Origin of the sequence: Campylobacter blaseri (genome assembly GCF_013201895.1) — a bacterium.
Classification (GTDB): domain Bacteria; phylum Campylobacterota; class Campylobacteria; order Campylobacterales; family Campylobacteraceae; genus Campylobacter_B; species Campylobacter_B blaseri.
Genome location: NZ_CP053841.1, coordinates 802,167 through 821,741, shown reverse-complemented (window position 1 = coordinate 821,741; position 19,575 = coordinate 802,167). Strand labels below are relative to the sequence as shown.

Below are 19,575 nucleotides of genomic sequence, written 5' to 3'. Positions count from 1 at the left end.
GAGTTTTTATAATTTTACTTGACAATTGAATATTTATAAGGTATAATTCTTTTTCTAACTTGGCTGGGGTATAGCCAAGCGGTAAGGCAATTGGTTTTGGTCCAATCATTCAGGGGTTCGAATCCCTTTACCCCATCCATAAATTTGACGCAGAGTGGAGCAGTGGTAGCTCGTCGGGCTCATAACCCGAAGGTCAGAGGTTCAAATCCTCTCTCTGCAACCAAATCCCCATTTTAACGATGTTTCAAGCACTCCTTAAATTAATCTTAAAATTATTTTATTTACTATTTTGATTTTTTTGTTGTTTTGAACCAACCCAATCAAAATAATCTTGATGTCTTTTATCGTATTCTTCTTGTATTTCAAAATATAAATTCTCATAATCTTCATCAGTCATATTAAGTCTAAATTTAATATGTTTAGCTTGATTTTCTAAAGAATAAGTCCGCTCTTCATCAATAGTTAAATTTACAATTGGATCACCTTCTTCTGCTAATAAAAAAAGTGTTCGCTTTAAATCTTCTAATAACTCTTCTTTTTCATTTTGTGATAATTCTTTCATTTTTTAATCCTTTATTGAATTTATTAAAATTTCTATTGTTTTTTTAGATTGTTTAACATCATTTGTAATATATCTTTGTGTAGTTTTTATATCCGTATGTCCTAAGGTAAAACTAACCTGCTCTATTGGTAATTTTAAATGATTAATGCTATATGTAGCTACTAGATGTCTTATATCGTGTAATCTTATCTTTGGTAAATTATTTCTTTTAAGTAATGAATTCCAGCTTCTTCTTAAATCTGTAAATTTAGTATTAGTAACAGGATTAATAAACACATAGTTATTTAGTTGATTATTCTTTTTAGCTTCTATGTATCTTTTATAAAGTCTTTTATAAAGTTCATTGCTCATTGTATAGGTCATATTTCTTTTTGCTTTATTGATTGTAAAAGGTATAATATAAGTTTTAGTTTTTAAGTTAATATCTTCCCATTTTAAAGATAATACTTCGTTTTTTCTTCTACCATGTAATAAAAAGAAATAAATATCAGCATTGTAGTTAGTATTTTCAATAATTGCTTTTATTATTCTTTTTTGAATTTGTAAAGAATAATCAAAGTATCTTTTATTATCGAACTTTGGTAATTCAACCAAATCACAAGCATTTTTATTAATTAAATCTAGTTTTATAGCAAAATTGAAACATACTCTTAAAATAACTAAAATATTCTTGACTGTTTTTACTTTGTAGTTTTGTTTAAGTAGATTATTGCAAAACTTTTGTATATCAAGAAATGTTATTTTATTTACTTCTATTTTTCCAAATAAAGGTCTTAAATGCTTGTTATAAGTATATATATTACTTCTTATGGTGCTTTTAGATAATAAAAGTTCGTTATATTCTAAATAGCTTTTAAATAATTCATTTAATATCATATTAAAACCTTAAAGGTAATAATTCAGCATTTGAATAATCATTAAGTAAACTATCTATACTATCAATTTTAATTATTTCTTTATTAGTTGTAAGACCACCAAAACCACGCTTATTAAGTTCATTTTCAAGATATGAAAAACGCTGTGGATTTTCTTCAATCATTATGTAACATTTTTTAAAGTCTTGATAATATTGTAATAGTTCATAATCTGTAAGACTTGGAATAGATCGTTTAGAATAAGATAGATGCTTAATATAATTTTCTTTTTCTAGATTTTCAGATATATATTTAAATCTTTTTTCTTGTTTTGATAAAAATTTACCATCTTTTGAAGCTTGTTTAAATGCTTGTTTGTAAAGTTCTCTTGAATATCTATTTTGAGATGAGTTAATGACTACATTAAATCTTGTTTTATTCCACAAATCGCCAAATTCATCAAAAATTTTAACAGGTTTGTTATTTTCATCAATTAAAACAGTAACTAAACCTTTATTATAGTTTTTAGTAAGTGTAATTAAATCAATTCTTCCATTTAATTTTCTATAAATCTCAAGACTAATAAAAGTTTTAGACATAGTAACACGCCTGATTTTATGTTTTAAATACCAATAAGTAATATCGGTTAAATTTTCTAAACTTGGATTATCTCTTAAATCATCTAATGTTTTAAAGATATATTTCATAATGTAAGCAGTTGCGTTATTTATATTAATTTCTACCCTACTATGATTATCTAAAAATCTGTATTTAATAGCTGTAACACATCTTTCAACATATTCTTTTGGTACAAAACATAAAAAGTTAAGATGACAAGTTCCGTCTTTGTGTGGCTCTTTAGTTGTTATATAACATCTTTTGTCTTTTGGAATTTCTCTAAATACGGTTGAGTTCATTATACTTCTAACAACTGATTGAAGCTTGTCAGAACCTGCTTTAACACTATGATTTTCATCATCTATAAATTTATCATTTCTAACAAGCTTTTTAACGCCTTTTATTGTAATAGTTTTTTTCCTGTGATATTCGCTAGGAAGTGTAAAAACTGCAAATATAGGCTTTAAATCGTTTTCTTTAGCGTATTTACTCATACTAAATACTCTGTTATTTAATTCACTTATATATCTTGCTGGGTTATGCCAACTTGAAAAGTAAAAAGCAGAATATGGCAAACTGCTACCGCCAACATTTAAAAAATTATTATCTAAATAATTCTTTTGATTATTTAGTTTATCTTTTAAAATTTCTCTATCAATAATTGTTATTCCATACATTAGTCAACCTACACATATATATTATAATTAGCCAAGAGGCACGCTCTCATTCCCCGCTACGCGGGTCCCCTTTCGAGCCTGCGAGCGTGCCAGTTCTTACTATAACATTACCGCTATTATCAAGATAACGAGGAAATACAATTTCAGAAGCATTAGCAAGCATAGTTATAAATATTGAAAAACTATAATCATTTACTTGTTTATCTTCATAACTTGTTAAATCACCTAAAATTGGTATTTTTTCAATAAAAGGTATAGTTTTAATATTTGTTATAGTTTCTTTTGAGTTTATACCACCAATTAAGAATGAATCGGCAAGAGTTAAATAAACATTAGTTTTTAGATGTCTTGAGCTAATCCGTGGTGTATTAGTGTTATCGAGTAAATTTTCAATATATAAATCTAAAGCAAAAGAAACACTATCATTGGTAATTAGTACATTAGTAATATATAGTCTTAATCCAACGTCCTGATATTCTATGTCGTTTGTTGTTACTGTTTGGTTGTTTTGAACTTCAACTTTACTTTTTTGAATAGGTGTTTTTACAACGCTTTCTATTACGCTATCTTTACTATCTATTAGCGTAACTCTTGGATTGTATAAAAGTTCTGATACTCCGTTTTCTTTTAAAAGATTAATCAAAGTAGTAACGCTTGATTTATTAATTTTAGAACTATCAACAGTTAAGGTATTTGTTATGATTTTAAAATAAAAACTATCTAAAGGATTTAAAATAGCTTGAATATTTGGACCAATTTCTTTAAGTTTATTATTATCAGTACTTACTATAGTAAATGATAACTGTCTAAATTGATAAGAGGTATCTAATCCATTTATTAAGCTTTTTATGGTTTCGTATTGCTCCTGTGTTGTAATTAACAATACTCTATCACTATATACACTATATTTAATGTTTTCAGTAAATAGGTTTAAAGCTGAAATAACATCATCTTTACTAATATTTTTAAATTTAATTATATAATCATTTAAGATATAATCTTGGCTATCTGTTGCTTGATATATTAGTATTACATTGTTTTGGACTGAATAGCTTAACTTGTTAACTTTTAATATATCGTTTAATAGGTCTGTTATAACTTCTACTTTGGTTAAATCAAATGTTGGTAAGAATACATCAAAATTAGTATCAATATTACCGCTAATTACAATGTTCTTACCCGTAATACCTGAAATTTCACCTAGAAAATCGTTAAATTTTATAGATCTGTATTCTAGTGAGTAACATAAGCTACTTATTAAAACGATTAAACATATTACCTTTTTCATTGTCAACCCTTTGAATTGTATTTGTATTGTTTGCATTATTTGTATTATTTATTTTGATTAAAAATTCTTCAAATTCTTTAGGGCAAGTAAGATAGTAGTCAATATAGTTAACAGCTTTCTTATCTGAAACGATTATTTGACAATCTGAAACAGATATCAATTCGACAAATGTTTCGCTTTGCAAATCTAAAGTATAATTTGAAAATTTACAAGAATTTGGAAAACAAGTTACTTTAAAATAACTATTATCTCCATATAAATATATGATAGATTTATTATTATCTATACTATCTTCATAGATAGGATGTTTATTATCTACATTTAAATCAATTTCTTTTATATCGCTTGATACTGCTTTTATTTCTGTATTTTGTTGATTAGTATTATTTTGTTTAGGCTTTAAAAAATTATAGAATAGATAAAAAAATAAGATTAAAAATAAAAGAAAAAATATCTTTCCAGTTGCATATGATTTATAAATTTTATCTGAACCGCTTTGATATAATTTAGCAATATCTTTTTTAAATCTTAGATTTTGAGTTGTTATTAAATTATCTTTCTTTTCTTCATAAGTTGAATATTTTTTATATCTAAATACACTTTTAAAAAGTCTTTTTGAGCTTGGTTGAGCTACATATAATAACTCTGAATGTATGATATACTCTCTATTTGTTTGTCTTTTTGATTGGAGCATAAAAACTATATCAATGTTAAAATGTCTATGATAAGACAAGAACCTACCTAAATTATCGTTAAAGTTTTTATTAAAAATGTTATATGCTTCATCTATAACAATTAGACTATCTATATAATCTTTATAAATTCCTTGATTTTTAGCATACTCATCATAGTCGCCAATATCTCCTAAAAAACCGCTTTCATGCTGTTTATTTAAACTATATTCTTTTTCAGCATTTGAGAGTAAATCAAATCTATCAAACTTTTTAACATATCCGTTAAATTTATCAAAATCAAAACCATTTATATTAGTGTATATACATTTGTATTTAGATTCATCTTTTAAATGTAGCTGATACTGTTCGTATATATCATTTACTACTTTGTAAGTTTTGCCACTTCCTGGAGGACCTATTATTAAACTTAACATATTGCTACTTTACCAAAGTAAGCAATGTAACTATAATATCATTAATGGTTTTATAAAACCAAACTAAAATATTATAAATTTTAATAGTAAAAAACAAAACTAATATAGTAATAAATAAATCCATAGAATTTAATAAAGCAGTAGCTAAACCACTTTGATGTAAGAATTCCATAGCAGATGATGTTATAGTTGAATTTTCAACACCACCAAAACTACCACCAGCAGAAGTATAATCAAAAAGTTTTGGAAAAAGTTCTTTAATTAAATTATAAATTTTTAAAAAATAAGATAATAATTTACCAAAAAGATAAACCAAACCAGCTGTAAAAATTAAAGTGAGTGGTATAACAAAAGAAGCTACTACAAATCTAACACCTATTTTTTTAGTTAAATAACCTAAAAAAGTCAACATAAAACCGCCAGCAGAACCAATAAGCCACTTCATTACTTATCACCTACATTAAATAAAAATTTCAATGAAAAAATCAAAACACCCCAAGACAAAATAGCAGTAAAAAAAAGAGTTAAAATAGGTTTATATGGTGCAACAAAACGACAAGGGTCAATAGTAAAAGTATTCTTAGTGCCACTACCAGGAGCAGGACCACTTATATTAAAAGGACAAGTTCCACGCGGAATATTTGGAGAATCAATACCATTTTGAATTAAATCAACAGCACTATCAACTTGATTTTTAGCGTCATTTATATTATCTTTTAAACCATTAAGAAAATTTAATATGTCATCAACAGAGCCATCAAATTTTGACATCTCAGTATTTAATTTAGAAGTAGCGGTAGCAATATTAATACCAGGATTATATTCCCATTCGGCTTTTTGCTGAGCTTTAATATCATTTAATATTTTATTTGTAGTATCAACTTTTGAACCAACTTTATTGATAGCATTAACAACGCTACTTAAATCAGGAGAAGCATTAGGAACAACTGTATTACTTATATTATTTACGGTTGTAGTATTTGTAGTTGGATTGTAAATAGTGCTATTATTAGATATAGTATTAGTCACAGCACCACTTTTATCAATAGTAATAGTATATCCTGTATTAAATTTAAGATTACTTTTATTTGGTCCAATATAAGGATAAGTTAAAGTTACATCTTGAATTTTACCGCCACTAGGAGTTTTAGTCTCAACAACACTAACATCAATTATACTATTATCAGGCGTTGTTATAATACCTTTATAATTACTTTTATTTCCATTTTCAGAAACTTTTCTAATAGTCATTGGCAAATTTGGATTTTTAGGATTTTTTGGCTTTTCTAAAATAGTTGAAAAATCAAATTTAACTTTTGTTTCAACAGGGCTATTAACTTTAAATGTATCTTTTATAGGCATAGGTGTAAACTCTTGCTTGATTTTAGAAGCAACAAAAGAATTATCTTTTAAATGAAAAGTAGCTGCGTTATGAGGTAAATCCATTTTTTCAAATTTTGGGTTAAAATGAACAAAGTCTTGCGGACTTTTTTCAAATCTAGAACCATTAAAATTCTTATATCTATCAAGATATGAATCAAAACTTTCACTAGGTTTTGATTTTGGAGAGCTAGGAGGCAAATCACCTTTATTGAAAGAATTATGAATAATATCCTTAGGTTCAATTGGTTTAAAATCAATTTTAGGCATAGGTCCTTGCGGTGTAATTTCAATATCAGTCATAATAGGTTTATACTCTAATAATGATTGATTAGCCTTAGGAATATTTTTACCTTTAAAAAAATTATTAAAAGCCTGAGCGAGAGAATTCCAACCATTCTTTAAAGCACCAATTGGAATTGGAAAAAGGACACCGCTCCAAAAAAAACTATCATTTTCCAATTGATTTTCTGCCTTAAAACGCTCAACAGTTTTAGAATGATAACAGCCCTGAGGATAACGCATAGCAACACCTAACTCAGCACCATACAAATCAGCCCAAGAATGCCAATTCATACCTTTATTTTGACATTCTTCTTCATTAATATTAGGGTCAGGAACACAAATTTTAATCATAGCTTTTAAAAAACCAGGGTCTTTCTCTTGATAAATCATAGGAACAGGACACCACCAAGGACGCTTTATACATTCCTTAGTTTGAGAATTATATATTTCATCTTCTTTACATTTATCTTTTTTAATGCACTTATCAGTTTCAGAATCATAAATTTCATCTTCTTTACATTTTATATCAACACATTTATTAAATTTTAAATCATAAACTTGACCTTTATCACAACTATCACAACTATTAGTTTTTGAATTAAAAAATTCATTACTTTTACAAGAAATTTTTTTAAAAATTTCAAAATGATTTAATGAAGCACAAGGCACACTCGGAGGATAATAACAAGATGTAACATCTGTACCAAAATAAGAAACAGAAATTAATTTATTTTGATAAGTATTATAAAATAGGTAATATTCGGAAGTTGCAGGAATTTCAGAACCATCATTATGATAATATCCACCACTTTGAGGGTTGTTAAGTGCAATATAAGCATTATTTGGATTAACAGAATCAATAAAACAAAGAAACCTATTATCATATTCACAAGTTTTTAATGTTAAATTTTTCTTTACACCAGAACTATTGATATTATTTTGACAATAAACATCATTGTTATCGCAAATAGTTAAAGAAAAAGCAAAAGAACTAAAAAAAGAAAAATAAATAAATATAAACACTAATATTTTTTTCATTTTTTAAAATCCAATTTACAAATAAATAAAAACAATGTATTAACCTTAATATTTTTTCCGTTTCTAAAAAACTTTTCTATGTTTAAAAAACATAAATTAAATACCTTACGCACTTCGTTTGTAGGATTATTTTATTTTCAGATAGATAAATCTTGTCGAGTAAATACTCTAGCTGAAAATAAAACAATCTTTTTTCTGTTTTGTTAAAATTACTTAATAAAAGATATAGCTATCACATAAATAAAAAGCGGAACAAAAAACAAGGCAAATATATTTACAAAATAATTAAATACATCATTTTCTAATACTTCATAAATCATCTAGTAGCTCCAACAATTATTAAACCAATTAAAAAAGAAAAACATATTAAAATAGCAGTTAAACCCATTAAGAAATTAAATTGATAATCATAAATACCAAATTCATTTAATTTACCAACTGAATTATCAAAAACAGAACCATTTGAACTTAAATAACATTTAGAACTTTTTTTGTCGTATAAGAAACCATCTTTAAAATCAACATTAATTAAAATAAATTTTGGATTATTATTAAAATCAACTAAATAAAATTTTTTGTCTTTTATTAAAATTTCTTTAAAACATTCTCTAAATTGTGGCACATAAATTGCATTTTGTAACATAGCTATTATCTCAACATAAAGGGGGAATAACCACCCCCAATAGACTATCTAATAAAGCCTTTAACTCTACGGGCAACCATAAAGATAAAAGCAACACCAATAACGCCAGCAAAAACGTAATCAAAGATTGCATAATCTGCTTTTAAAGGGTCACTAGGAATAACTGGAGCGTCTGCAGCAATTAAACTAGTTAATCCAACCATAGAGCTAACGAAAATAGTTGAAAGTAACTTTTTCATAATATTCTCCTTAAAAGATTTAGCTAAAAAGCTTTGAAAAATCAAAGTAATTTAACTTTTAAAAGCTTTTTAAAGGGCGGAACGGTTGACATGTTCCATTAAGTCAAAGACACCCAAGATTAGTTATTTTTTCTTAACAAAAGGATTATTTTCAAAAACTTGAAAATCCATACTGTCATCAGGGAACATATAAGCACCAGTTCTAGTATTTAAGAAACGATATGGAATACCTATATATTTGCCTTTTACTTCATCAAATTTAGCTCTTAAAAAGAAATCAAAATTAACAGTTTCAGTATTTTTGATTAAATAACCTTTAGTATCATGACCCTCAAATGTAATAGTTACATCTATTGAGTTTAATACCTCTCCTGTTTTCTTGTCAGTTCTTGAAATTGGTCTTACTTCATCAACCAAACCTATAAGATATGTGTACATAATGTAGCTCCTTTGATTTTGTTTTTAGTAGCTAAGATTTAAGGGGCGGAGCTACTACCACCCCTAGCAGTTTTACAACACAAATACTAAGGTTGTTTTACCGTTAAGGTAAGAGTTAATTAACCCCTAGCTTATATACCCTAAAGAACACACAAATCTTGCGGTGTAGTGGGTTAAGTTAAAAATTTATAAGTTTTTGATAAAATTCAACTGCATTGATTGAAATAGTTTCATAAACTTATAATGAAATTATTTCATAATAAACATTAATATTTACTTAAAAATGAAAGATTTTCATATGTTGACTAAAAAAGAAATAGCAGATTATTTAGAATTAGAAGTTAGAACGCTCTACAATTGGGAAAAATCAAGACCAAAACTATATAATTTTATAATAGAAAATATTTCAAATATAAATGAAAATAATTCAAAAACAGATAAAAAAGAAAATAAAATAATAGAATTATTAGAAAAACTTAACGAAAAAGAAAAGGAATATTATATATTTGATATAAAAGCCAGAGTGTTGAAAAAAGAATTAGAAGGATAAAGGGTGAAAATATTATCAATATTACTTATTATTATAATTATTTTAGATGTATTAAAACCAAAAAAGAAACCAAGGTATAGATCTAAAAGAAAAAAAGAAAATACAAATTTAAAAAAATATAATGATGTAAAACATAAAAGATATTACGATTATACAAAGTATAGACAAGATAATAATAAACAAAATAATCTAGAAAAAGAAATAGAAAATAAATATGAATTTACTATAAATGATTATTTTAAAAATAAAGAAAAAACATCAAGTAGAACAAAATCACAAAAACAATATGATTTAGAAAAAGAAACAAAAAATAAATATGAATTTACTATAAATGATTATTTAAGAAATAAAGGCGAAGTATCAAGCAGAATAAAACCAAAAAATAAATATGATTGGAAAAAAGCTAAAGGAAACAAATATGAGTTTTACATAGCACAGTTTTATAAAAATGAAGGTTATAAAGTATATATGAAAGGATACAATGAAGGTTATCAAGATGAAGGAATTGATTTAATAGCATACAAAGGTAAAAAAGAAATGATATTAATTCAATGTAAAAACTGGGAAAGTGGAGCAACATTAAGCTCAATAAAAAAATTTGTATATGATTGCAGGAATTATGAGATGAAAAACTACAAAATGATAAGAAATAAACAAATTAAAAAAATATATTGTATATCAAATGAAATTGAAATACAAGAGATAAATAACTATATTGCAAGTATTAAAAATGAAATTGAATTTTTAAATATTCCATTACTAAAATAAAAAAGAAAAGGTATAAAATGAAAGAAAATAAAATAATAATTATAATAATAACAATAGCTATAGCAATTTGTGCATTAGCATTATCATATATAGCTTATGACAAATACCAAACAAATAAAGCACTAGAAAATTTAGGTAAAGAAATGAATAAAGAAATGATTAAATACAATAAAGAAAAAGAAGAATATGAAAAACAATTAAATAGAGAAATGAAAAAATTTAATAGACAGCTAAATCAAGAAATGGAAAAAATGAATAAAGAACTAAATGAAATGTTTAAAAAATATTAGAATAAATCACTATGAGAGCCAATATTTAAAACAAGAAGTTCTAAAATTTCATTATTTTTTTGATAAATTAAAACTAAATCGGGCTTTATATGACAATCTCTAAAATCTTTTAATTTTCCTTTTAGTTGGTGGTCTTTATGTTTTTCTTCTAATTTCTCATCTTTAGAAAGTTTTTTTAAAATATCTATAACTAATAATTGGTCTTTGTTACTTAGTTTTTTAAAAGATTTTTTAAATTTAGATGAATAAACAATACTATATTTATACAATTTAAGCTCTTAAATCTTTTAAAAGTAAATCAAAATCATTATATAACTTTAAAGAACCATTTTTTCTATTTTTTTCTATTTCTTCTTTACTTTCTAATATATCTTTAATCGCTTTATCATTATATGCTTTTGAATTTTCTATTTCTAGACTTGATTTTGGAAATATAGAAGTTAGCTCTTTTAAAATATTTAAGAATTTATCATCAACATTTTTAATTGTAACATTCATTTTATAGCTCCTAACTAAATTATATTCATTATATGAAATATAAACTTATAAAGTGTTTAAAGCACCATTCTACCGATGTTTATATATAGTTTTTAAATGCCCATTTTTCTCATAACCCGAAGGTCAGAGGTTCAAATCCTCTCTCTGCAACCAAACCCCCATTTTACCGATGTTTCAAGCACTCCTTAAATTATTCTTAAAATCTCTATATTTACTTTTTTACATTTTTTTATATAATCAAAAATATATTTTAAAGAGATTATAATGAAAATAGCATTAATATTATTTTTTATAGCCTTTATAATAAAATTAATAGAACCAAAAAAGAAACCAAGGTATAGAGCTAAAAGAAAAAAAGAAAATACAAATTTTAAAAAATATGATGATGTAAGATACAAACAAGTTTATGATGGTATAAAGAGAAGATACGATGAAAGACTAAAAGAGTATTTAAAAAATCAAAGCGAAGTATCTAGTAAAATAAAACAAAAAAACAATATGACTGGAAAAAAGCTAAAGGCAATAAATATGTGAGTTTTATATAGCTGATTTTTAAAAAAAGAGGGATATAAAATGATATAACAAGGGATATAAAAATGAAGGCATAGACATAATAGTATGCAAGGAGAAGGAAATGTTATTAATTCAATGTAAAAATTGGAAAAGTGGAGCAACAACTGCAATCAATTAAAAAATTTGTATATGACTCAAGAAATTATGAAATGAAAAACTATAAAAAAATTAAATATAAAAATATAAAAAGAATATTGCATATCAAACGAAATAGAAACACAAAAGATAAAAAATTACGTTATAAGTATCAACAATGAAATTGAGTTTTTAAATGTTCCTATTTTTAGTTGATATGCGTTATTTACAATTATCTAGTAAATTTAACATATCGTCTACTACTTGCCTAGAGCCATTTTGTTCTATAACGCTTTCTAAGCCTCTACTAGTTTCAATAATATCATAATTAAATATCTCATTTAAAATTTTCTCTTTTGAAATTTCATCTTCTCTATATACTTTTGCTAAACCTAAATCCATTAAAAACTTAGCATTATAAAATTGATGATCATTTGCAGCACTAGGTAGTGGTATAAAAATAGCTGGTAGTAAATTTGCACAAAGCTCCCAAAGAGTACTTGCACCACTTCTTCCTATACACAAATCAGCCTCTTGCATTTTACTAGCTAGTTCATTTGAAAAATCAAACAAGTCTATATGGATGCCATTGTTTTTATAAAATTCACTAACTTTATTATAGTTAAGTTTTCCACATTGGTGTATTATATTTATATTTTTCTCTTTAAGTTCAAAAGCTATATTCATAGCAAGATTATTTATAAATCTTGCTCCTTGTGATCCCCCTAAAAATATTATAGTTTTTAAGCCATCTCTTCTTCTTGCTTTTTCAAATACTTCGCTTTTTACTGGGTAGTTAAATTTTGTTTTTTCATATGAGTTATAGAAATTTTTTGCAAAAGGTTTTAATAATTTATTTAAACGCCCTATTTTGGCATTTTGTTCATGAATAAAAAGTGGAGTTTTACTAAATACTGCCCAAAAAGAAGCTGGTGATGAACTATACCCACCAACACTAAAAACAGCCTTTATGTTATGTTTTTTAAAAATTTGCTTGCACTTAAAAGATAGTTTAACTATATTAAATAATGATTTTATCTTTGAGAGGCCTTTTTTATTAACAACGCCTGTGCTCTTTAGAAAATACTTTTCTTCAAAAAAATCACAGTTTTCAAACCACTCCCTATCCTGCCCATAGGTTGAGCCTATAAAAATAGCTTTTATGCCTCTGTTTTTTAACTCAGTAGCAATAGTCTTAGCTATTACTAGATGTCCACCTGTTCCGCCGCCAGTTATAGCTATCAATGTAACCCACCTTTCATCTTTGACTTTTTAGATATCATTAAAATTAATCCAATAGCAAAACAAGAAGCAAGCAAATGGCTTCCCCCGTAGCTCAAAAATGGAACGGCTATTCCTTTCATAGGGATTAATGATGTTATCCCAAAGGCATTAACTACAAACGTAAATAAAAACATAAATCCAATACCAAGAGAAAATAGATAATAAACATTATTTTGAGATCTAAGAGCAATTTTAAAAAGCCTAAATAAAATTATAAAAAATAAAATTACTATAAATAAAATTCCTATAAATCCTATCTCCTCAGCAATTCCAGCCAATACAAAATCCGTATGAACATCACTTAAAAAACCAAGTTTTATAGTCCCAAAACCAAGCCCTTCCCCAAACATTCCACCATTATTTATAGCATTTAGGGAATTTGAAACCTGATATGGTGCATCTGCTTCATTTATTCGTAATTGCTCTTGCATATGTTCTGGAAAAAACTTCAAAACATGGTCTTGAATTCCTGCCCACCAAGACTCTATCCTGCTACTTCTATGAGAACCAATTTTAATAAAAATATATATAGATAAAAATATAAAAAGAATTCCGGTTCCTAATATTCTAAAGCTAGCTCCAGCAAAAAGAGTCATCATTACAAAGACTAATCCTAATACAAAAATTTGTCCTAAATCATTTTGAAGATACGCCACTATAAACATAACTATAATAAATACAAAAACATATGGCAATAATATAAGTGTTTCTTTTGCTATTGTTTTTTTTGTGCTATCAATCTTTCTAGTGAAACTCCAAGCTAAAAAATATATAAATCCAATTTTAAAAAATTCAACTGGGGATAGTGAAAAGCCAGCAATCTTAATCCATCTATTAGCACCATTAACCTCTCTTACTATACTTGATGGCAAAAACGGCATAACAATCATTAAAATAAACATTGAAAAAAATAGGAAAAACCCTATATAACTTAAGTATTTATCTGGGTTTGGCTTTGACAGAAGCCACATAAATGTTATTCCAATAACAGCTATCAATAATTGAGTTAAAAAAAAGTGTAGTTTATTCGTATTATCATAATACAAAATAGCAAATGCACTAAGAGATAAGGAGAAAACAATCCCTATTGATATAAGAATAGTACAAGTAAAAAAAAGTATTTTATCAGTGCTCAATTTATTTCCAACTACCTAATAATATCTCTTTGCCCTTTTGAGTTAACCTCAGTTAAAACACCCATTGCCTCAAGCTGCTCAACTATGCTAGCCGCTCTATTGTAGCCTATTTTAAGCCTTCTTTGTATATAGCTAATTGATGTTTTTTCATCATTTAAAACTATATTTTTGGCTTCTTCGTATAGTTCATCTAACTCAATGCTATCTACATTTCCGCTAGCACTACTAGCGCCAGATTCACTGCTTTCCTCTAAAAAGGACTCATCATAAACAACAGCTTGTTGTGCTTTTAGATACTCAACAACACTTATAATTTCCTCTTCACTAGTAAAAGGAGCGTGCAGTCTAATAACTCCTGGACTTGAAGGTGGAGTAAATAGCATATCTCCTCTACCAAGTAAACTATCAGCACCCATTTGGTCTAAAATCACCTTTGAATCTATCTTTTGCCCTACCCTAAAACTTATACGAGATGGCATGTTTGCCTTTATTAATCCAGTTACAACATTAACACTAGGTCTTTGTGTTGCTAAAATTAGATGAATTCCACTCGCTCTTGCCATTTGAGCAAGTCTTGCTATATAAAACTCAACATCTTTACCGCTAGTCATCATGAGATCAGCTAACTCATCTATGATAACAACTATATAAGGCATAGGCTTTTGTCCATTTTTAAGAGCTTTATTATTATAGTTTTCTATATTTTTAGTTCTAGTTTCAGTCATAGCCTTATATCTTTTTTCCATTTCATTAACTAAATTTGAAAGTGCGGTTATAGCTTTTTTAGGATCAGTTATAACAGGAGTTAATAAATGTGGAATATCATTATAAATGCTAAACTCAAGCATTTTTGGATCAATCATAATTAACTTTAAAGTCTTTGGTGAGTTTCTAAAAAGCAAACTTAAAAGCATTGAGTTTATACCGACACTTTTACCACTTCCTGTTGTTCCTGCTATTAATAAATGTGGTAATTTTTTCAAATCTGTTATAAATGGCTGTCCTACTATATCTTTGCCTAAAACTATGGTTAGTGGGCTTGAAGCCTTTTTATAAATATCACTCTCTAAAATTTCTTTTAAATAAATTGTTTGTATATTTTTGTTAGGTATCTCAATACCTACAACATCTTTTCCGGGAATTGGTGCTTGAATTCTAATAGTTTTAGCCTTTAAAGCCATAGCTAAATCATCTTCAAGATTTAAAATTTTAGAAACTTTTACATGAGCAGCAGGCTTAAATTCAAATGTTGTAACAACAGGCCCTGAGTATGTTCTAACTACATCGCCATCAATTTTAAATCTTCTTAACTTATCAAGTAAATCAAAAACTTTTTGATCAATTTCGCTCTCATCTACGCTTTTAACTTGCTTAGGCGGATCTTTTAAGAATTTAAGAGGAGGAAGTTTAAAATCTTTTATTTTTGGTAAATCGCCTTTTTCAAGCTCATCAAGTAATTTTTTGTTTTCGGCTACCTCTTTTAAGTGTTCCACACTCTTTATTTTCTTAGGGGTGGTTGTTGAGATATTTATATTATTTACTGGCTTAATCAAAGTTTCAGCAATATTCTTTAAGCCTTCTCTTTCGCTATCGCTTAGGTCTATTTGCGATTCACTATCCTTTAAAACATCTTTAGATGATATGTTTTGATTGGATGTTGAAGGTACACTCCCAATAACCATATTGGAAGATTTACTTTCTTTATAAATATTTTCATTGGCATCTAAAGAAACTGAGAGATCTAAATCTTTTGTAATAAAAGATTTTTTAATTATATTTATAATTTTGTCTCCAAAAATTAAAACTAAAGATAGAATAAAAATCATCAAAACAAAAAGCCAAATTCCAACTATACCAATATAATCTTGAAATACTAAGATGATTTGATTTCCAATAAAGCTTTTTTTATCTTCAAATACAACTGCTTGAGATATTAAAATAGCAAGAATTAGCAAAATAGACCCGCTAATCATCTCAAGCAATCTCCAATTAAACTCTTTTACATATTTATATATAAAAAATAGTAATATAGTAAAAAAAATAGGAAAAATATAAGCACAATAACCAAATATAAATATATTCCAATTTCCTAGTACAGTACCAAAACTACCTACAACATCTGAATTTAATGAAATAGTAGCAAATTCCAAAAATAAAAATATCGATAAAAAAATTATAAAAACTATTTCTTTTAAAATGATATATCCTTTAAATATTTAAAGGATATATTTTATCAAATTTTAATTTAAAATCTAATAATTTAGAGATATAATTTTATCCTTTTGCAGCGCTACCCAAATCCCACATTGGCATAAAAATACCTAGTGCCAAAAGCACTACCAATGCCGCCATAAAAAATAAAAGTATAGGCTCAATATAGCTTGAAATATTATCAATAATTTCATCAAATTTCATTTTATAATAATCGGCCACATTTTTTAACATAATATCTAAGCTACCGCTTTGCTCACCAGCACTTACCATTTGCATAAGCATGCTTTCAAATAGCTCTGTATTTCTTAAGGCATCTGTAAGACTAACACCTTGCTCAACTGAAAGTTTAACACTTGATAACTTGACTTTTAAAGCATAATTATCAACCATTTTGCAAGCAGTTTCCAAAGAATCTGCAATTGGAATGCCTGAACGAACAAGCTCTGTAAATATGAGAGTAAATCTACTCATGGTTGAAAAAAATATTATTTTACCTATCAAATATACTTTCAAAATGTATTTATCTTTTATCTTTACAGCTTCTTCATTATTTCTTAAGATAAACTTTATCCCAAAAATAAAAATTATAAAGCCAGCTAAGACCCATAAACCATAATTACTAAGCACATTTTCTATTCCAAGAAGTATTCTTGTAGGGAGTGGTAAATTTGCCCCAAGTTCTTCAAAAATTTCTCTAAATTTCGGAACAACAAATAAAATAAGAACTAAAAAAGCTACAGCAATCGCAATAATCACAGTTATTGGATAACGCATTGCTTTTTTAAATTTTTGCTGATTATCCCACACATCTTGTAAAATACTTGATAGTTTAGTAAGTGCCTCAGCCATATTACCAGTACTTTCTCCTAAGCTAAACATAGAAATCACAACATCACCAAGTTCTGCTCTAAACTTTGCAGCAGCCTCAGTTAAACTAAGACCGGCATTTAAATCATCATTCAGAGAGGAAAAAACCTCTTTTAATCTTTTATCTTCTGTTGAATTTGCAACCTCTTTTATACTATCATGTATAGATATACCTGCATTTGTCATAACAGCTAATTGCCTAACAGAAGCAACTAAATTAGGAATTTTAATTTTTTTACTCATTCCCATTAATCTAGTTATACTAGTTGTTGCTTCTGCAATCTGGTCGCTTAAAGGAACAGTTTTAGTTTCGCCAACTTTTACTATAACTCCACTTTTTTGGCTTTTAACTATATTTTGAGCTGAAACTCTATCACTGGCCTTTAAAAACATCTTTTGACGTTTGCCATCTTTTATATATTCTACTTCAAAATTTTTCATTCTTTAGCCACCCTATAAATTTCTTCTAAAGTTGTATTGCCTTTTGCTGCTCTAAGCACACCATCATGAAACATATCCACATAACCTTCTTCATATGCAAGTTTTTTTAAATCATCTTTTGACGCATTTTTTGCAATTAAACTCTGCATTTTATCTGATATTTCAAGGACTTCGCTAATCATCTCTCTTCCTGCATAACCAGTCCCTGAACAGTGTTCACAACCTACTGCTCTAAAAAAGGTATAATCATTTGGTAAATAGTTAGATATTTTTTCTAGTTGACTTTCAGGAAGTTCAATACTCTCTTTACATTTTGGACATAGTTTTCTTATAAGTCTTTGAGCTTCTATTGCTGTAATTGAACCACTTATTAAATATGACTCAATTCCCATGTCTACCATTCTAGGAATTGCACTAATTGCATCATTGGTATGAAGTGTTGAAAAAACTAAGTGTCCTGTAAGAGCTGATTGTATAGCAATTCTAAGAGTTTCTTGATCTCTAATTTCACCAATCATTATAACATCAGGATCTTGTCTTAAAATAGATCTTAAAGCTCCAGCAAATGTAAGCCCAGCTTTTTCATTGACATGAACTTGTTGTATCATGTTTAACTGATATTCAACAGGATCTTCAACTGTAATTATCTTTGTTGTAACATTTTTCATATCATTTAATGCAGCATATAATGTAGTAGTTTTACCACTACCTGTTGGTCCAGTAACAAGAATAATCCCATAAGGAGCTTTCATAGCATGAGAAAATCTTTTAAAGTTTTCAGGATGCATCCCCAATTTTTCAAGGCTTATTAAAACTTTTGATTTATCTAGAATTCTTAAAACTATTGATTCGCCATTCATTATAGGAAGAGTTGATATACGAAAATCATACTCTTTATCGCCCACTTCAAAAGAAAAACGTCCATCCTGAGGTTTTCTTTTTTCTGCTATATCCATATCAGAAAGTAATTTAAGTCTTGAAACAAGAGGAGGATATATATCCCTGTCAAACATAAAAATTTCAGCAAGCATTCCATCAATTCTTGTTCTAACTATACAATTATTTTCAGTAGGTTCAATGTGAATATCACTACCACCAGAAATAATGGATTGCTTAACAATAGTTTCAATTAAATTTAAAATTCCAGAACTAGAACTACTTTCAATCTCGCCACCAGAAACATTTGAAAGCTCTTTTCTAATATCTGCTACAGTCCCTTTAATTTTTTCAGAAAGTTCTAGTTTTGCTAAATATTTTTCAATTTGATTATCATCTGTTATAACAATTTTTAAAAGCTTTCTATTAAAAATTTGCTGCATTCTATCTTGTGCATTAATATCGAAAGGATCATCAAAAGCAATGTATACATTTATCTCATCTTCTTTAACAGGAAGTACTTTAAACTTCCTAAGTTGAGCTAAAGATATTCTTTCTGAAATTCTATAATCTATATCTATCTCATTTAAATCAATATAGACCATATTATTTTTTTTAGCAAATATATCTAAAAAAGTACTTTTTTCTATAAAAAAATTATCATGAATCTCATCTAGTGTAATTTTTTTATTTTTATATAGATCTAAAAATACAAGAGATAACACTTCCTGCGTTACATAGTTATCACTTATTAAAACCTCTCCCAAAGTTAAACCAATATCCATTTTTTCTTTTACTTCAACACAAGTACTATCAGTTAAGATATCATTTTTCAATAATACATTTATTATATATTTTTCTAGTCTATCCATC

At 26.9% G+C, this 19,575-nt stretch carries 21 protein-coding genes and 2 tRNA genes; 6 read left to right on the top strand and 17 right to left on the bottom strand.

Annotated features, from left to right (window positions below; all coding sequences use genetic code 11):
• Positions 1-64 precede the first annotated feature (64 nt).
• Both CBLAS_RS04270 and CBLAS_RS04265 read left to right on the top strand, forming a co-directional pair.
• Positions 65-139 (top strand) — tRNA-Gln (locus CBLAS_RS04270).
• A 9-nt stretch (positions 140-148) separates the two neighbouring features.
• Positions 149-223, top strand: a tRNA-Met gene (locus CBLAS_RS04265).
• A 54-nt stretch (positions 224-277) separates the two neighbouring features.
• Here the strand turns inward: CBLAS_RS04265 and CBLAS_RS04260 are convergent.
• The 10 genes from CBLAS_RS04260 to CBLAS_RS04215 all read right to left on the bottom strand — a co-directional run bounded on the left by CBLAS_RS04260 (position 278) and on the right by CBLAS_RS04215 (position 9,130).
• The gene (locus CBLAS_RS04260) at positions 278-562 is read right to left on the bottom strand and encodes a hypothetical protein (protein WP_106870499.1); all 285 of its coding nucleotides are present in this window, start codon (positions 560-562) and stop codon (positions 278-280) included.
• A 3-nt stretch (positions 563-565) separates the two neighbouring features.
• On the bottom strand, positions 566-1,438 hold the full coding sequence (locus CBLAS_RS04255; protein WP_106870497.1) for a tyrosine-type recombinase/integrase: 873 nt from the start codon (positions 1,436-1,438) through the stop codon (positions 566-568).
• Position 1,439: 1 nt separating this feature from the next.
• Complete coding sequence (locus tag CBLAS_RS04250) at positions 1,440-2,711, bottom strand: replication endonuclease (RefSeq protein ID WP_106870495.1); 1,272 nt, start codon at positions 2,709-2,711, stop codon at positions 1,440-1,442.
• A 46-nt stretch (positions 2,712-2,757) separates the two neighbouring features.
• Entirely contained in the window at positions 2,758-3,999 is a 1,242-nt protein-coding gene (locus CBLAS_RS04245; protein WP_106870493.1) for a type II secretion system protein GspD, read from the bottom strand.
• The gene (locus CBLAS_RS04240) at positions 3,962-5,107 is read right to left on the bottom strand and encodes a zonular occludens toxin domain-containing protein (RefSeq protein WP_106870491.1); all 1,146 of its coding nucleotides are present in this window, start codon (positions 5,105-5,107) and stop codon (positions 3,962-3,964) included. The genes CBLAS_RS04245 and CBLAS_RS04240 overlap by 38 nt, the downstream gene beginning before the upstream one ends.
• A gap of 4 nt (positions 5,108-5,111) precedes the next feature.
• Complete coding sequence (locus CBLAS_RS04235) at positions 5,112-5,552, bottom strand: hypothetical protein (RefSeq protein ID WP_106870489.1); 441 nt, start codon at positions 5,550-5,552, stop codon at positions 5,112-5,114.
• Positions 5,552-7,810: a hypothetical protein gene (locus tag CBLAS_RS04230; protein ID WP_106870487.1), complete on the bottom strand. Its 2,259-nt coding sequence runs from the start codon at positions 7,808-7,810 to the stop codon at positions 5,552-5,554. The genes CBLAS_RS04235 and CBLAS_RS04230 overlap by 1 nt, the downstream gene beginning before the upstream one ends.
• A gap of 316 nt (positions 7,811-8,126) precedes the next feature.
• Positions 8,127-8,453, bottom strand: a complete 327-nt coding sequence (locus CBLAS_RS04225; RefSeq protein WP_133169608.1) for a hypothetical protein — start codon at positions 8,451-8,453, stop codon at positions 8,127-8,129.
• Between the two features lie 44 nt (positions 8,454-8,497).
• Complete coding sequence (locus tag CBLAS_RS04220; RefSeq protein ID WP_106870483.1) at positions 8,498-8,692, bottom strand: phosphonate transporter; 195 nt, start codon at positions 8,690-8,692, stop codon at positions 8,498-8,500.
• Positions 8,693-8,815: 123 nt separating this feature from the next.
• On the bottom strand, positions 8,816-9,130 hold the full coding sequence (locus tag CBLAS_RS04215; RefSeq protein ID WP_106870481.1) for a hypothetical protein: 315 nt from the start codon (positions 9,128-9,130) through the stop codon (positions 8,816-8,818).
• Positions 9,131-9,431: 301 nt separating this feature from the next.
• Between CBLAS_RS04215 and CBLAS_RS04210 the strand changes: the two genes are divergently transcribed.
• The 3 genes from CBLAS_RS04210 to CBLAS_RS04200 are packed head-to-tail and all read left to right on the top strand — an operon-like array spanning position 9,432 to position 10,738.
• The gene (locus CBLAS_RS04210) at positions 9,432-9,680 is read left to right on the top strand and encodes a cobalt chelatase (RefSeq protein WP_106870631.1); all 249 of its coding nucleotides are present in this window, start codon (positions 9,432-9,434) and stop codon (positions 9,678-9,680) included.
• A 3-nt stretch (positions 9,681-9,683) separates the two neighbouring features.
• Complete coding sequence (locus CBLAS_RS09535; protein ID WP_241517574.1) at positions 9,684-10,448, top strand: restriction endonuclease; 765 nt, start codon at positions 9,684-9,686, stop codon at positions 10,446-10,448.
• Between the two features lie 17 nt (positions 10,449-10,465).
• Entirely contained in the window at positions 10,466-10,738 is a 273-nt protein-coding gene (locus CBLAS_RS04200) for a hypothetical protein (protein ID WP_106870479.1), read from the top strand.
• On the opposite strand, the gene CBLAS_RS04195 is transcribed toward CBLAS_RS04200, so the two are convergent.
• Together CBLAS_RS04195 and CBLAS_RS04190 are read right to left on the bottom strand one after the other, a co-directional pair.
• Entirely contained in the window at positions 10,735-11,007 is a 273-nt protein-coding gene (locus CBLAS_RS04195; protein ID WP_106870477.1) for a type II toxin-antitoxin system YafQ family toxin, read from the bottom strand. The genes CBLAS_RS04200 and CBLAS_RS04195 overlap by 4 nt on opposite strands.
• 1 nt (position 11,008) lies before the next feature.
• The gene (locus CBLAS_RS04190) at positions 11,009-11,236 is read right to left on the bottom strand and encodes a hypothetical protein (RefSeq protein WP_106870475.1); all 228 of its coding nucleotides are present in this window, start codon (positions 11,234-11,236) and stop codon (positions 11,009-11,011) included.
• 264 nt (positions 11,237-11,500) lie between these two features.
• On the opposite strand from CBLAS_RS04190, the gene CBLAS_RS04185 reads away from it, so the two are divergent.
• On the top strand, positions 11,501-11,770 hold the full coding sequence (locus CBLAS_RS04185) for a hypothetical protein (RefSeq protein ID WP_106870473.1): 270 nt from the start codon (positions 11,501-11,503) through the stop codon (positions 11,768-11,770).
• A 336-nt stretch (positions 11,771-12,106) separates the two neighbouring features.
• Here CBLAS_RS04185 and murG read toward each other — a convergent pair whose 3' ends face one another.
• The 5 genes from murG to CBLAS_RS04160 form a co-directional block, all read right to left on the bottom strand.
• Complete coding sequence (gene murG / locus CBLAS_RS04180) at positions 12,107-13,129, bottom strand: undecaprenyldiphospho-muramoylpentapeptide beta-N-acetylglucosaminyltransferase (protein WP_106870471.1); 1,023 nt, start codon at positions 13,127-13,129, stop codon at positions 12,107-12,109.
• On the bottom strand, positions 13,126-14,304 hold the full coding sequence (locus CBLAS_RS04175; RefSeq protein ID WP_106870469.1) for an FtsW/RodA/SpoVE family cell cycle protein: 1,179 nt from the start codon (positions 14,302-14,304) through the stop codon (positions 13,126-13,128). Before CBLAS_RS04175 ends, murG begins: the two co-directional genes overlap by 4 nt.
• An 11-nt stretch (positions 14,305-14,315) precedes the next feature.
• The gene (locus CBLAS_RS04170; protein WP_241517573.1) at positions 14,316-16,454 is read right to left on the bottom strand and encodes a DNA translocase FtsK; all 2,139 of its coding nucleotides are present in this window, start codon (positions 16,452-16,454) and stop codon (positions 14,316-14,318) included.
• A gap of 124 nt (positions 16,455-16,578) precedes the next feature.
• Entirely contained in the window at positions 16,579-17,826 is a 1,248-nt protein-coding gene (locus CBLAS_RS04165) for a type II secretion system F family protein (protein WP_106870465.1), read from the bottom strand.
• A complete protein-coding gene (locus CBLAS_RS04160; RefSeq protein ID WP_106870463.1) occupies positions 17,823-19,574 on the bottom strand; it encodes a GspE/PulE family protein in 1,752 nt (583 codons plus the stop codon). Before CBLAS_RS04160 ends, CBLAS_RS04165 begins: the two co-directional genes overlap by 4 nt.
• Between the last annotated feature and the right edge of the window lies 1 nt (position 19,575).

Excerpts from the sequence above, each read along its gene's own strand:
- CBLAS_RS04160 (WP_106870463.1), bottom strand. The coding sequence starts at position 19,574 with ATGGATAGACTAGAAAAATATATAATAAATGTATTATTGAAAAATGAT.
- CBLAS_RS04185 (WP_106870473.1), top strand. The coding sequence starts at position 11,501 with ATGAAAATAGCATTAATATTATTTTTTATAGCCTTTATAATAAAATTA.
- CBLAS_RS04220 (WP_106870483.1), bottom strand. The coding sequence starts at position 8,692 with ATGAAAAAGTTACTTTCAACTATTTTCGTTAGCTCTATGGTTGGATTA.
- CBLAS_RS04260 (WP_106870499.1), bottom strand. The coding sequence starts at position 562 with ATGAAAGAATTATCACAAAATGAAAAAGAAGAGTTATTAGAAGATTTA.
- CBLAS_RS04225 (WP_133169608.1), bottom strand. The coding sequence starts at position 8,453 with ATGTTACAAAATGCAATTTATGTGCCACAATTTAGAGAATGTTTTAAA.
- CBLAS_RS04235 (WP_106870489.1), bottom strand. The coding sequence starts at position 5,552 with ATGAAGTGGCTTATTGGTTCTGCTGGCGGTTTTATGTTGACTTTTTTA.
- CBLAS_RS04255 (WP_106870497.1), bottom strand. The coding sequence starts at position 1,438 with ATGATATTAAATGAATTATTTAAAAGCTATTTAGAATATAACGAACTT.
- CBLAS_RS04190 (WP_106870475.1), bottom strand. The coding sequence starts at position 11,236 with ATGAATGTTACAATTAAAAATGTTGATGATAAATTCTTAAATATTTTA.
- CBLAS_RS04165 (WP_106870465.1), bottom strand. The coding sequence starts at position 17,826 with ATGAAAAATTTTGAAGTAGAATATATAAAAGATGGCAAACGTCAAAAG.
- CBLAS_RS04200 (WP_106870479.1), top strand. The coding sequence starts at position 10,466 with ATGAAAGAAAATAAAATAATAATTATAATAATAACAATAGCTATAGCA.
- CBLAS_RS04230 (WP_106870487.1), bottom strand. The coding sequence starts at position 7,810 with ATGAAAAAAATATTAGTGTTTATATTTATTTATTTTTCTTTTTTTAGT.
- CBLAS_RS04250 (WP_106870495.1), bottom strand. The coding sequence starts at position 2,711 with ATGTATGGAATAACAATTATTGATAGAGAAATTTTAAAAGATAAACTA.
- CBLAS_RS04240 (WP_106870491.1), bottom strand. The coding sequence starts at position 5,107 with ATGTTAAGTTTAATAATAGGTCCTCCAGGAAGTGGCAAAACTTACAAA.
- CBLAS_RS04215 (WP_106870481.1), bottom strand. The coding sequence starts at position 9,130 with ATGTACACATATCTTATAGGTTTGGTTGATGAAGTAAGACCAATTTCA.
- CBLAS_RS04245 (WP_106870493.1), bottom strand. The coding sequence starts at position 3,999 with ATGAAAAAGGTAATATGTTTAATCGTTTTAATAAGTAGCTTATGTTAC.